Genomic DNA, 13,489 nt, shown 5'->3' with positions numbered 1-13,489 from the left:
GATGATACGATATTTGATCAGAGGATGGTATTTTTTTCGGCGGTTTTTTGCCGCTGCTTTTCTGCGGATTCGATGTTGATTCTGACATCGTAAAAGGTACTTCCGCCGCCTTGGTCTGTAAGGCGCATGGTTGTGAGGCGGTTTGTATTGCCGTCTGCGGTATGTTTTTTCCACCAGACACCTTCGGAAACCAGAACGCCGGGAGCGGTTCGATCTGTGATGCGCAGGGTAAATGTGGCTCTGCCCTGCGCGTTGCTGGCCTGTACCTGCTGCCCGTCGATGAATTGCAAACGGCGGGCATCGGACGGGTGCATCATCAGCTCCATGGTGTGACGGCGCAGGAGGTCGTTGCGTTCGTTAAACGAACTGTCAAGAATCCTCGCGTCGGGAGAATTGACGAAAGAAAAGGATTCGGGATCCTGATTCATGTGCGGAGGGAAATAATCGGGAAGGGAGGGCTGGCAGCGGGGATTCTCGATTTCGATTTTGCCGGATGGTGTACGGAAGTCTAATTTATAGTCTGGAGGCAAGGGCAGGGGAACGGGAATGCCGGCGCTGAGCTTCTTCTTGTCGATCGGAAGCGGCCAGAAGCGGCCGGTGCTCTCGATCAAGGCGGTGATGAGTTCTTCTTCGGTCTGATTGTAGAAAGAATCCGGCAGGTTCATCGCTTTTGCCAGAAGGGAAAAGACCTGCCAGTTGGATTTGCTTTCACCGATTGGAGCGATTACGGCAGTGCTTCGTTCCAGAACATATTGTCCATAGGAATAATATAAATCGCTGTGTTCCAGCGAGGTCGTGGCGGGCAGAACAATATCTGCATAGCGTGCCGTATCGGTCAAAAAGCGTTCGTGAACGACCGTAAAAAGGTCCTCGCGGGCCAGTCCCCTTAAAACCTGCATCTGGTCTGGTGCGGTACAGGCTGGATTGGACGAATATACATAGAGACTTTTGATGAGGGAGGCGGGATCTTTTTGGTTCAGTACACGCCCGAGTTCACACATATTGATATGGCGGATGCCGGGCTTTTCCTTGTCAGGACGGCGGATAATGGACTTGTCCAGGGCATGGCTGCCTGAGGCTGAGGTCAAAAGGCCGCCGCCGGGTTTTGCGTAGGCGCCGACGCTGGCGGGAAGGCAGGTGATGAGTCGTGAAGTCATAGCGCCGTTGCCATAGCGTGACTGACCGCTGCCAAGGCGGATGAACGGAGCATGGGCGGTGGCGTACGCATGCGCCAGTTCCTCGATCGTGGCGGCGGAAACTCCCGTAATGTCCGCTGTTTTGCCCAGTGTGTAATGAGGCAGGATTTTATCGCAAAGACGCTCCCAGCCTTGTACATGTTGAGCGATAAACGCGTTATCTGCCAGTCCGTCGCGGCGGATGACGTGCATCATGCCGAGTGCAAGCGCTCCATCTGTACCCGGACGGATTCTGATGAAATGATCGGCATAGTCAGCGGTGCGCGTGCGATAGGTATCGATGCAATACACTTTCGCGCCGTGGGCGCGGGCGATGTCGATGTCATGCTTGAAATGGATGTTTGTCGCGAGCATGCTGATGCTCCAGAGAATGATACAGTCGCTTTTTTGCGCTTCCTGCGGATCGGTGGGAAGCGTCTGTCCCATGACATCCTGATAGCCGCATGCTTTTGCCGGGGCACAAATCGTTCGCTCCAGACTTGCAGCGCCAAGATCATAAAAAAACGCATGACCGGCGCTGTATTGGATGGTTCCCATGGATCCCGCATAAGAATAAGGGAGAATGGATTCTGCCCCATTGGTTCGGATGATGTTTTTCCATTGTTCCGTGATCAAAGAAATCGCTTCTTCCCAGGAGATGGGCATAAAGCGGCCTTCCCCTTTTTTTCCTGTGCGGCGCAGAGGCGTCAGAATGCGCAGCGGCGAATAAACCGTGCGTTCGTAGTGTGCCATTTTGGGGCAGAGTGTGCCGCGGGTAAAAGGGTGATCTGGATCACCGGCCACTTTGACTGCGCGTCCGTTTTCCATCCCGATGAGCAGACCGCAGCAGTCCGGGCAATCATAAGGGCAGACAGATTTTCGGATTTCCATACGATACCTCCGCATTGTTTGAATCGGGTTGTTTCCTCCATTATACGGTAAGAAACGAGAGATTGCGAGAGGTTCATGTATCTCATGGAACACAAAACATCGTCCTACCGTACTTTCGACTATTTTATCAATGAAATACTAAAACCGTCAGTGGAAGAATTGTTCAGCGATATCAACAAAAAATATTTGCCGAGCAGCATGTCGACCTAAGCCACCTGTATAAGCTGCGCCCTGCCTACAACGTTCAGTTTGGCGTGGCAGACGAATATATTGCGGTGGCAGATGTTAATCACTACCGTTCCGACATGGACTGTTTCGTTCCTTTAATCGAGCAGTTTCATAAAATTTATGGATTCTATCCGAAATACCTCGTTGCCGATGCCGGCTATGGTTCATACAATAACTACATTTACTGTGAGCAAAAAGGCATGGAGAAATATATGAAATTTCCCATGTTCAAAAAGGAAAGCACGGACAAAAGTATAGGGATGATCCTTTTCGCACCGTAAATTTCAAGATTGACGAGGATGGCATAAGTACCATAATAAAATCAATCGCATAAAATTAGCCGCATAAACAGATAACAAGCTGTTCTATGGGGCAAGGGGCATTGTGTCCTTTTTTAGACTACAATGGTATAAAATATAAATTTGTACAACAAAAAGGTGCTGTGGATAAAATGCTTTCTCATTTCATCACAGCACTTGATGGTTACTTGTTAAGTTCTTCACACCAGTTTTCGGGAAGGCTGGGTGTGTCAATTTTTCTGTATGTGCGCCCGGCATGGGCGTACTCTAATGGGTGAAAGTTCCAAGACTACCCGGTAGCGGGAAGGTAATAGCCGAACATCAAGGGTGCCCACCGCGAGGTGGAATCTGAAGGAAGGTGCAGGCAAATCTCTGGCCTGACGAACAGAAACCACATTAGGCTAAATCCAACGGTCGTAGACCGCGTGATACAGCAGGCCATAGCGCAGATACTCACGCCAATTTACGAACCGCAGTTCTCAGAAACAAGTTTTTGCTTTCGGCCAAAACGAGGAGCCCATGACGCGCTGAAAACCTGTCAGCGATATGCCGACGAAGGGTATGTCTATGTAGTCGATATGGACTTGGAAAAGTTCTTTGATACAGTATGCCAAAGCAAGCTGATAGAAATTCTTTGAAAAGAAACTGTTTCTCAAAGTGAACCGGGAAAAGACCAGTGTGGCACATATCTCGAAAGTGAAGTATCTGGGGTACGGCTTTTACCGTTACAAAGGGAAATGCCAGTTCAAGGTACATAAGAAATCTCTTGCCAAGATGAAGAACCGCCTGCGGGCGATAACGAACCGAAACAAGGCGATAAGCAACGAAGAAAGACCGCTTATCCCAAAACGATTTGTTAAAGGATGGGTGAATTACTTCAAACTGGCGGATATGAAGAAGTTGCTGATGAAGATGGATGAATGGATCCGGCGTAGAATACGGGCAATCTATTGGAAACAATGGAAGAAGGTCAAGACACGGTGCCGGATGATAAGGCAATATAATCTGCCGGATTGGAAAGTACACGAGCTGGCCGATTGCCAAAAAGGGATATGGAGAGCAGCATTAATGCTGCTCTTCATATCCTGACAAATAAAGAAATAGCCCGCCAAGGCTATATAAGCCTGACGAGCTATTACGAGCAAGTATGTGAAAACTAGAGAACCGCCGTGTACCGAACGGTACGCACGGTGGTGTGAGAGGTCGGCTGGTCAATTAATGGTCAAGCTCCTACTCGATGGTAAAATTTACATACCACATGAAAACTTTAACCACCAATCATTCTAAAGCAAAACAGGCTGTTTTGCCAATATTTATTTCAGATTATCTGGATATCTGTGATGTAGGTTTGTCAATGATGTGAGATCGATAAAAGTTATCAATTATGAGGCATTCCCATAGATGTAATGGCGCATCTGCAGGTTCAGATCATCCAATGAGTAGAAGTGCAGATAAATCCGTGTTTAGCCTGAGCTTTCCGTAGAGTTCGCAGGGGGTTATGTCGGGGTTTCGACGGACAAGGTTCAATACCCACATGATTTCTTCGTTGGTATGTGCTCTGGGATGTACGGTATGGGGGCGATGCGATCGGTCAGCGAGAGATTCTGGCGTACCATCATAACGCTTGTTCCAGCGCATGAGGGATGCTTTTGAAATTTTATAGCGACGACAGACGAACTCGATATCCTTGGCTGAGCGATAGAGGGTGACGGCGTGAATGCGCGTCCCCATTTCATGTGGCAAATAACGCTTCTGATGTGGTATGATAGACATGGCGATCGGGTCTCCTTTTGTAGAAGTTTGTTGCAACCAATATTCTACGGGATTCGGTCGCTTTTGTATATCCCTCCAGTCTCACATCTATTGTAAACCTACAAGCGCGGGCAAAGTCCCGTGCCAATTTTCTTGTATTCCCTTCTTATTTTATGGTAGAATGATTATTATGTGAGTTCATAGAGGTTGCAAATAAATAAGGTATGCTCTTGGGCATTGCCCTGAGGCGTATCACAAAAGGCTCGGAACTTAGTCGTAGCAAGGCTTCTCGGTACTCGCACACGAATACACTTTTTTGAACCCCCTTAGGCGTTTCAAAAGGGGAAAGTGTGTTTGTATCAACAATATAAGACAATTGGACAAATTTATAGCTTATTTGCACTTGTCAACAAAAATTGGACACAAACTAAAAAAATCAGGCATAAAAAACGAATCGTTGTACAAGATTCATCAACTTTTCTGACATCCTTCAAGCTTGTTAGACAAACCATGCCATCGATAATGCAGACGAGATCAGCAGATGGGCGTGTGACGTTCCCGATACTGCTTCGGCGTCAGGTAGCCTAAGGAATAGGCTGGCCTCTGTTCATTGAAGAAAAGAATGTAGTCATCCACCTCCTCCTTGACCGGTTTCTCGCCGGTCACATGCAAGTCCATGAACAGCTCCGCCTTGATCCATCCATTGATGGACTCCATAGCGGCATTGTCTGTGGGGGTCCCGGCACGTGACATGGATCGGGTGATGCCGTACATGGGCAATAGCTCGTTGTAGGCTTTGGATGCGTAGACCGATCCCTGGTCAGAATGGAGAACCATTTGGTGCTCCGGATGCCGTTTTTGCCACTCAATCAGATTTTCCAGTCCGCTGATGTAAGTCATGCGATCACCGCGTTTTGCAGAGAGGGAATGACTGACAATCTCATTGTTCCAGAGATCCATATAAAGAGTCAGTTCATGGTAGATGCCTTTCACATAAAAAGCGGTCATATCACTCACGATGCACTGCATTGGCCCATCGATCTGCATTTCAGACATGAGCAGGTTGGGAAATATCCGCGCTGGATCGCCAGCCTTCTTGTACCTGTAGTGCTTGGATTTGCTCTTGATTCCCGCAATCCTACAGCATTTGTGGGCATAGGGATCGGACAGGACAATCTCTTTGTCCAACCGTATCTTGGCGTTCAGCCAGCGATAGCCGTGCGATGGATACTTCCAATGGTACTCCTGGAACAGCAGGACGTTGCTCAAAAGGCGCTTTTCTTTGCCCGACGGCTGAGAAAGATGTTTTTTCCAAGCGTAGAAACTGCTCCTCTGGATGCCCATTGTCTTGCAAAGAAGCTTCACCGGAATTTCTCCGGATAGTTCCATGATTACTTGATAATCTTGTTGCCGTACAGAATTACAGTACCATCTCCCTTCACCTCGTAGCCTTTTTTTAGCCGTGCCTCGGTTATCTTGGCCTTGATTAGTTCCTGGATAAGTTCTTCCTTTGTCATCGCCTTCAGTTCATCCAGCTCTGCCGGAGCTTTCTTGAACGAGGGCGCACAGATGCTTCTTCGTCCCTGCCTGGGCGGCAACTGGTTGGCATCCCGGTACATTCTCATGTAATTCCGTGCCGTCTACTCATTGATACCGTATTCCTCTGCAGCTTCATACCGGCTGATTTCGCCGTCGTAAATGCGGCGGCCAATGTCCAATCTCTGTTCTTTTGTGTACTTCACGGCAAACCTCCTGTCCTGTGAGGGAGAATTTCTGTCCGATAATTAATTTCGTACTATCCGTACAGTATACACCGTATGTCCAAAAATTACCCCCTCCGTGTCCAATTTTAGTTTACCACTTCATATTTTATACAATTAAACAGAAATAAAAAGACCGCAAACCCCTATGAAATAAAGGTGTTGAGGTCTTTTTGTATTGCGGGGCGGTGATAAAAGCAGGATGGTGGCTCTTGGAATATGCTAGGCATTATCATTCGAATCAAGGGGGTTCATAAGCGAAAATCAATCGTTTGCGTGTTAGGCAGGGGGCATTATTATGTATAATACAGGGGAACAGTCGTTTTAAACGCTCCTAAGAAGTGATATAATGTATAGAGTGAATTTCGAGGTGAGAATTTGAAGGGAATTAACTTTTATGGCGGTGCTGCCATCGGCAAGAGCACCATCATGGCAGATTTTTTCTCGAAGCTGAAGCGCAAGGGGCATAAGACGGAGCTGGTGGGCGAATATACTAAGTGTAGTACTGGAATGCCACGGGTATTGTGCAGGGTCAGTTGTATCTCTTTGCTGAGCAGGTGCATCGCCTGAAGACGCTGGAACGCTATGGCGTGGAATATGAGGTCTGCGATTCTCCATTTTTCATAGGTAAAAATTCTGTTGGGATTTTAGGTTGCATATGCCGATTTTCTGTTTTGGGAGGTAGGAAAAGCACCGAGAGTCAGCATAAAAAGTTTGCTGGTGAAGAATATCAATAAATACAAGCTGGAGGATGTAATGAGAAGGTATTTTTCTTCTAACTATAAGAACATAATGTACACTAGAGATTCTGAAAAGCATCAGGGGTTGCGTAATGCGCAGTTAGGGGCAATCCATGCCATAGCATCCTTTTTTACAATGAATTCAAAACAAGCGGCTATAACAGTTATGCCGACTGGATCTGGAAAAACAGCCGTTCTTATGGTGGCTCCATATCTGCTTGGAAAAAACAAAGTTCTTGTTGTCACTCCAAGTGCAATGGTGAGAGGGCAGATTGCTGATGATTTTCAAGAACTAACGACGCTATGTAATGCTAATGTCTTTAAAGCATCTATGAAGAAGCCGGTAGTGTATGAAATGCTCCACAAATATAACGACGAGATGATTCCGATTTATGAGAAATCAGATGTCATTGTAGCGACTCCACAATGCGCGCTAAGTTTGAGTGAAACAGACTGGGCTAAGAAAAAGATAACGCTTGTAGAAGTTGATGAAGCACACCATACACCGGCAAAAACATGGCAGCAGATTCTGATCAATACTGATAAAGCAACCCACATACTTTTTACAGCCACACCATTTCGTTTGGATTGTAAGGAAATCAAAGGGGAAATCGTATATGACTATCCTTTGTCAATGGCTTATAGAGATGGAATCTTTGGAGAGATTCAATACATAGCTGTTCCGGATGGCGGTGATACAGATCTGCGAATTGCTAAAAAAGCAGAGGAAGTACTTCTGGCTGATCGGGATGAAGGCCTTGAACACTATATAATGGTGAGAACAGATTCTAAGAGTAGCGCAGATGTGTTAGAGCGTCTATATCGGGAAAATACGAGCTTGAATCTGAAGAGGATAGATAGCTCCATGAGTAATGTAAAAGTCAAACAATACATTCAGGAGCTAAAAAAACATAGTATTGATGGAATAATATGTGTAGATATGTTAGGCGAAGGATTCGATTTCCCTAATCTAAAAATTGCTGCGGTTCATGCTCCACATAAATCACTTGCAGCTACATTGCAATTCGTGGGTCGGTTTGCTCGCACAAATGCTGCTAATATTGGAAAAGCGAAGTTTATTGCTGTCGAAAATGAAGATTTGGAAATTGAGAATAATCGTTTGTATGCCAAGGATGCTATCTGGCAGGAAATGATTATTGATATGAGCGAAGGTAAGAATCAAAAGGAGCAAGCAAACAGGAGATATTATAAGGGTTATCAATCTTTAGCGGGTGTAGTGGATGAAGACAGGATTCCAATTCAAGCAATTACCTTGAATTGCCATGACAGAATATATAAAGTGAAAGGATTTAACTTGGAAGCAGACTTCCCAGAGGAATTCAATGTTGGAACTCGTATACATCGCAATAAAGAGGATAATACAATAATAGGAATTGGCTTGGAGTATGTTTCACCTTTGTGGATGAGTGCGGAATTTAGGATTAATAAGGTCTATACATTGTACATTATTCATTATCAAAAGAAACTGGGATTACTACACATCTATTCTCAATGTCATACGGAAAAAATATATGACCGTTTGGCTGAGGTTTTTTGCGAGGAATATGATAAGATTCCTAAATTTGAAATGAACAGGGTTCTTGGATATCTTAATGGCTTTGAAATATTTAACTCGGGTATGGTGAATCGTTATAGTGAATCGGGGGAAGCATATAGGATCATGGCGGGGTCAGATGTTAGTGATTCAATAGACCCAAGTACGGGAAAGATGTATTCCGCAGGACATGTGTTCTGCAAGGCGACTGATATTTCCAGTGGAGAGTCAGAAAATATAACAATTGGATATAGCAGCGCATCTAAGGTATGGAGCAGTGAATATCGGAATATTCCAGATTACATCCAGTGGGTCGAACGACTCGGAGAGAAAATTACTAACAGCAATATAAAAGTAAGAACAAATACAAATTACGATTATATACCTATGGCTGAACGATTAACAGAGTATCCAGATAATCTGTTTTTTGCAGATTATGCAGGTACAACGTATTCTTCACCTCCCATCATCAGAAGCAGAAGTAAGCCGGGGAACGGATATCGCTTGACAGATTTTAGTCTGACAATAAAAGAAACAAGCAAAACGCAGGTCACCATTGCTATCTTAAATACAGAATTGTCCATGACACTAACTTGTGATATTCAAGGTAAGTATTCTTCGGAAGAAGCTGACCTGTATACACGCATCGGTACGGAAGAATATGGGTTGGAAGACTATTTCAATGATAATCCAGTACTGTTTAGAACCCTTGATGAGTCTTTGATAACTGGATCTGAAATATACAAAGGAAATCCCGATGCCATCAGTTTTGATCAGAAAAAGATTGAAGATTTTGATTGGGATGAATTAAATACAGATGTTGGACTGGAGTTTGGTTCTTCTAGATTTAAGGGAAAGGTTTCTATTCAAGACGCTTTGGAACAACATCTCAAGTTGGATGCACAAAACACATATATTCTGTATGATCATGGTTCAGGAGAAATAGCCGATTATATTGCAATACAAGTGCAAGACAATCAGGTAATAGTTCGGCTTTACCATGTTAAGAAGATGCATTCAGCTAAGTATAATGCATGTATGGAAGACGTATATGAGGTTGCAGGACAAGCAGTTAAATCTACTATATGGCTCAGAACAAAAGGGAAATTTACGGAAAAAATTTCAAGTAGACATACCGTCGGCCATTGTAAGCCTGTACGAGGAGATTTTCAAGAATGTCTTAGAGTACTCCGAGATGCGGGTAAAAGGGTAACTGCATTCATTGTAATAGTTCAACCTGCATTGAGTAAATCAGCTAAAATGACGGACAAGGTTCAAGAAGTGTTGGCAGCAGCTTCAACGTACATTAAAAGAGCCGGAAAGGTTCAAGGTCTTGAAATAATTGGGAGTAAATAGCAGGCGGACAATTAATGTTACCATCCGAAACTAAAAAGCGATGATGAGGGGGGCTGTCGCATGTTTGATCATGTGCAATAGTCTCTGCGGTGGCTGCGTTCAACTCTGTAGGCCATTATGCCGTGGTGTCCTGTATAGATGGCCGTAAGGAAACGAATCTGGAACGAGCAAAGGTAAAGGCTGAAGAAATCAAGGTTGTTCTAGAGGGATTAGCTATACGGTCATATCGCTGTGGGAAACCGATAAGGTACTGTTGGACTTGAAGATGAAATGAGGCTGGGACGATGAAGGTTTATTTTGCAGGTTCCATACGCGGCGGCAGGCAGGATGCGGAACTCTATCGTAAAGTCATAGCTGTCTTGAAAGAAAAACATCAAGTGCTTACTGAGCATGTAGGTGACTTGAGTTTATCTACGGTAGAAGATAAAGGTGACAAAGCTATCTATGAACAGGATACGGCTTGGCTGCGTGAATGTGATGTTGTCGTAGCAGAATGCACTCAGGTATCGTTGGGCGTTGGATATGAGTTGGCTTACGCTGAAGCTCAGGGCAAGAAAGTACATATTTTCTATCGCCCACAGGAAACACAGCTTTTTGCTATGCTGACCGGAAACAAACGATTCCATATACATCGCTATGCAGATGAATCCGAGATATTAGCGCAAGTGAGAAATATCTAATAAGGATTTATGTTGATGCAGATGATTGTCCCGTAGATAAAATAACAGAGCTGTTGGCTGGAGATTATAGGCACTCTCTGTAACTGGTTATGGAGCATGGGATTTGCACATTAGCATTCCTATCTTGTACAGTAGACAGTGAAAATTGTCGTGCAGATAGTTCCCTAAATGGTAGAGAAGCATCCTGTCTTTATAAAATGACGATTAAAGGACTTGCAGGTGTGAAGTAAAAATGATTATAATAGGTGAATTATGAGAATAGAGATACCAACTAAATCGTATACGGATACAGCATTAGATTTTGCGTATAAATTAAAAGGGATTAATGTGGATGACTATATTTGTTTGGTGGCTAAAATGCAATGGGTTAGGCCATTTAGTATGCTTTACATGGCATTGATAATGAAGAGCTTTCGAGAAAAAAACAAGACTAAAGCATTTGAATTTGAACCGGATTTTTCTGCGAAAGGTTTTTCGTATGCTACTAATATGGGGTTTATAAGTGCGATATCTAAGGATCTGGATTCGAAGTATGATCATGCTATGGCTTTGGGAAACGATAATTATATACCTATACATCGAATCGATTTAAGTAAAGCTTATCGTGAAAATAGAGTGCAAAAAGACAAAATCTTAGATATGGGAGATATCATAGAGATGGAGTCTAGAAAACTTGCAATTGTTTTAAGTAGAAATAATGAAGAATTTAAACAGTTAATGACGTATATTATACGAGAAATGATTCGGAATATATACGATCATTCTCAATCACAAACTGCTTGGGCATGTGGGCAATATTGGAAAAATGACGATAAGGTAGAGATTGCGATTTGTGATGAGGGAATAGGAATATTAAAAAGCATGAAGATGAACAGAATTTATAGAGATTTAGTGACGAATGATTTAGAGGCTATAAAGTTAACTCTTAATCCTGGCGTATCTCAAGCATATGGAAAAAAGAAAACGATTCTTTCAAATGAATGGGATAACTCTGGCTTTGGTTTGTATATGGTTAAGGAAGTGTGTAAATATCTCAATGGTGAATTAACTGTCGCAAGTGGAGAGGATTTTTTAACTATTAACTCAAGTGGAATAAAACGGACAGGACATACTTATTTTAATGGAACAGCAATTCGAATACTTATAGATACCTCAAAAGAAATAAATTGCCAAGAGTTGATTGATTATTTTGTGTGTAAAGGTGAAAAAATAGCTAATAAATGTAAATATGCATTTCATACTGCATCTGTACCATCTCGTGGTTTAATGAGTAAATCAAAAAGTATATGATAGTGGTTTATTTGCGATTCAAACGTCGAGGGATTAATTATAGGGAAAAGGTTGAATTTATGGGAAATAAAAACATAGGACAGTACATACGGACTCGGCGGATGAAAATGAAATTATCCTAGGCGGCGCTGGGGCATAAGATAGGGAAATCATCACAGGTTATTTCCAACTGGGAACGGGGCTTTACAAAAGGCGTGAGTGTTGAGGCGGTGGCAAAGATAGCAGAAGTCTTGCAGGTGGATATAAGATATTTTTTTCCGAATACCAAATTCTTTGTGGCCATGGACGCACGTTTGCAGGCGATTATTGAAGCTTATCCCCGGCTTACGGAACATACAAAAGAAATCATAGACAACGCCATCCGGAAAGATGTTTCCCAGGATATATAGGCACGAAAAAGGCAGCTGTCCCCGGATAGCTGCCTTTTGATGTGCGTTTACAGTGCTACTGATTCACCAGTCAGATACTCGCGAGATAATTAAAATCGTTGTTCCCTAAGTATTGCCGTACCAGATATTTTTCTGTATAATAGGGAAAGAAAAGTATTACCAATATGACCCAGTGAGGTAGATATGAAACAGTTAAGCCTGAAATTGGATGATCATTTGTACGAAAAACTGCAAACTTATACGAGAGATAACGGCGTGTCGGCCAGCTCCGTGCTTACGGACTCCCTTGTGGCTCATTTGAGCCGGCAGAAGAGGTCAAATGCTCCCCAGGGAAATTTTACCTTTATTGACTTGTTTGCCGGTATTGGCGGGATGCGGATTGCCTATTCCCGACAGGGCGGGCAGTGTGTTTTTTCCAGTGAGTGGGATAAGTATGCTCAAAAAACATATTTTGACAACTTTGACGAAATGCCTCAGGGGGATATTACCCAAGTGAAAAGTGAGGATATTCCTGACCATGATATCCTGGTGGCGGGCTTTCCCTGCCAGCCTTTCAGCATTGCCGGTGTGTCCAAAAAGAACAGCATGGGCAGGGCTACGGGCTTCCAGGACAAGACACAGGGCACTTTGTTTTTTGATGTGTGCCGGATTATCGAGGCTAAGCGGCCCAAGGCCTTTATGCTGGAAAACGTCAAAAACCTGAAGAGCCACGATAAGGGCAATACATGGAAAGTTATCCGGGAATCGCTGGATCAGCTGGATTATGAGGTCTTTGCTGCTGTGATTGATGGCCAGGGATTTGTTCCCCAGCACAGGGAACGTATCTTTATTGTCGGTTTTGACCGTCAACGCTATGGCAATTTCTTTGATTTCAGTTTTGATGTTGATGAAGATAAGCCGGAAAAAGTCCCCGTGCTTCGGGATATTCTGCAGCCGGTAGTGGATGCCAAATACACGCTGACGGATAAACTTTGGGCATATCTGCAAAACTACGCTGCCAAGCACAAGGCCAAGGGCAATGGGTTTGGCTATGGAATGCCGGATTTTGACGGTGTAACCCGTACCCTTAGTGCGCGCTACTACAAGGACGGCTCTGAAATTCTCATTAACCAGGGCGAGGGGAAAAATCCTCGCCGTTTGACTCCCCGTGAATGTGCTCGTCTGCAGGGATATCCGGAGGACTTCAAGATTACCGTGTCCGATACACGAGCTTATAAGCAGTTCGGCAATTCCGTGGTGGTTCCCTTGGTGACTTCCATTGCCAAATTGGTTGTTGAGAAAATGAATGAACTTGATGCAGCCATTGAAGGGGATAAAAAAGCAAATATAGAAATAGTTAAAGAAAGCAAAAAATCAATGAAACTAGGTGCGTAA

General features: G+C 44.0%; 12 protein-coding genes. 8 read left to right on the top strand and 4 right to left on the bottom strand.

Annotated features, from left to right (window positions below):
- Window positions 1–17 precede the first annotated feature (17 nt).
- A complete protein-coding gene (locus FYJ78_RS10910) occupies window positions 18–2,066 on the bottom strand; it encodes a molybdopterin-containing oxidoreductase family protein (protein WP_154621411.1) in 2,049 nt (682 codons plus the stop codon).
- A 254-nt stretch (window positions 2,067–2,320) separates the two neighbouring features.
- Between FYJ78_RS10910 and FYJ78_RS12850 the strand changes: the two genes are divergently transcribed.
- From FYJ78_RS12850 to FYJ78_RS12840, 3 genes are all read left to right on the top strand, one after another.
- Entirely contained in the window at window positions 2,321–2,575 is a 255-nt protein-coding gene (locus FYJ78_RS12850) for a transposase (protein WP_206671401.1), read from the top strand.
- A gap of 359 nt (window positions 2,576–2,934) precedes the next feature.
- The gene (locus FYJ78_RS13180; protein WP_408014458.1) at window positions 2,935–3,231 is read left to right on the top strand and encodes a reverse transcriptase domain-containing protein; all 297 of its coding nucleotides are present in this window, start codon (window positions 2,935–2,937) and stop codon (window positions 3,229–3,231) included.
- A gap of 40 nt (window positions 3,232–3,271) precedes the next feature.
- Window positions 3,272–3,682: a group II intron maturase-specific domain-containing protein gene (locus FYJ78_RS12840; RefSeq protein ID WP_206671399.1), complete on the top strand. Its 411-nt coding sequence runs from the start codon at window positions 3,272–3,274 to the stop codon at window positions 3,680–3,682.
- 339 nt (window positions 3,683–4,021) lie between these two features.
- Here FYJ78_RS12840 and FYJ78_RS10895 read toward each other — a convergent pair whose 3' ends face one another.
- The 3 genes from FYJ78_RS10895 to FYJ78_RS10885 all read right to left on the bottom strand — a co-directional run bounded on the left by FYJ78_RS10895 (window position 4,022) and on the right by FYJ78_RS10885 (window position 5,970).
- A complete protein-coding gene (locus tag FYJ78_RS10895; protein ID WP_154621410.1) occupies window positions 4,022–4,366 on the bottom strand; it encodes a helix-turn-helix domain containing protein in 345 nt (114 codons plus the stop codon).
- Window positions 4,367–4,879: 513 nt separating this feature from the next.
- Window positions 4,880–5,734, bottom strand: coding sequence for an IS3 family transposase (locus FYJ78_RS10890; protein ID WP_009014516.1), 855 nt, complete (start codon window positions 5,732–5,734; stop codon window positions 4,880–4,882).
- A gap of 2 nt (window positions 5,735–5,736) precedes the next feature.
- A complete protein-coding gene (locus FYJ78_RS10885) occupies window positions 5,737–5,970 on the bottom strand; it encodes a hypothetical protein (protein ID WP_235900019.1) in 234 nt (77 codons plus the stop codon).
- Between the two features lie 855 nt (window positions 5,971–6,825).
- Between FYJ78_RS10885 and FYJ78_RS10880 the strand changes: the two genes are divergently transcribed.
- The 5 genes from FYJ78_RS10880 (at window position 6,826) to dcm (ending at window position 13,489) form a co-directional block, all read left to right on the top strand.
- The gene (locus FYJ78_RS10880) at window positions 6,826–9,756 is read left to right on the top strand and encodes a DEAD/DEAH box helicase (RefSeq protein WP_328597712.1); all 2,931 of its coding nucleotides are present in this window, start codon (window positions 6,826–6,828) and stop codon (window positions 9,754–9,756) included.
- A 284-nt stretch (window positions 9,757–10,040) separates the two neighbouring features.
- On the top strand, window positions 10,041–10,436 hold the full coding sequence (locus FYJ78_RS10875) for a nucleoside 2-deoxyribosyltransferase (RefSeq protein ID WP_154621409.1): 396 nt from the start codon (window positions 10,041–10,043) through the stop codon (window positions 10,434–10,436).
- A 252-nt stretch (window positions 10,437–10,688) separates the two neighbouring features.
- A complete protein-coding gene (locus FYJ78_RS10870; protein ID WP_154621408.1) occupies window positions 10,689–11,726 on the top strand; it encodes an ATP-binding protein in 1,038 nt (345 codons plus the stop codon).
- 128 nt (window positions 11,727–11,854) lie between these two features.
- Window positions 11,855–12,115: a helix-turn-helix domain-containing protein gene (locus tag FYJ78_RS10865; protein WP_154621407.1), complete on the top strand. Its 261-nt coding sequence runs from the start codon at window positions 11,855–11,857 to the stop codon at window positions 12,113–12,115.
- A gap of 183 nt (window positions 12,116–12,298) precedes the next feature.
- Entirely contained in the window at window positions 12,299–13,489 is a 1,191-nt protein-coding gene (dcm, locus tag FYJ78_RS10860; RefSeq protein WP_154621406.1) for a DNA (cytosine-5-)-methyltransferase, read from the top strand.

Source organism: Wylensekiella montiformis (assembly GCF_009697385.1).
GTDB lineage: Bacteria > Bacillota > Negativicutes > Selenomonadales > Selenomonadaceae > Selenomonas_A > Selenomonas_A montiformis.
This window is presented reverse-complemented; position numbering and strand designations above follow the sequence as displayed.

Coding starts and splice junctions, on each gene's coding strand:
- FYJ78_RS10910 (WP_154621411.1), bottom strand. CDS start 2,066: ATGGAAATCCGAAAATCTGTCTGCCCTTATGATTGCCCGGACTGCTGC.
- FYJ78_RS10895 (WP_154621410.1), bottom strand. CDS start 4,366: ATGTCTATCATACCACATCAGAAGCGTTATTTGCCACATGAAATGGGG.
- FYJ78_RS10890 (WP_009014516.1), bottom strand. CDS start 5,734: ATGGAACTATCCGGAGAAATTCCGGTGAAGCTTCTTTGCAAGACAATG.
- FYJ78_RS10885 (WP_235900019.1), bottom strand. CDS start 5,970: ATGAGAATGTACCGGGATGCCAACCAGTTGCCGCCCAGGCAGGGACGA.
- FYJ78_RS10875 (WP_154621409.1), top strand. CDS start 10,041: ATGAAGGTTTATTTTGCAGGTTCCATACGCGGCGGCAGGCAGGATGCG.
- FYJ78_RS10870 (WP_154621408.1), top strand. CDS start 10,689: ATGAGAATAGAGATACCAACTAAATCGTATACGGATACAGCATTAGAT.
- dcm (WP_154621406.1), top strand. CDS start 12,299: ATGAAACAGTTAAGCCTGAAATTGGATGATCATTTGTACGAAAAACTG.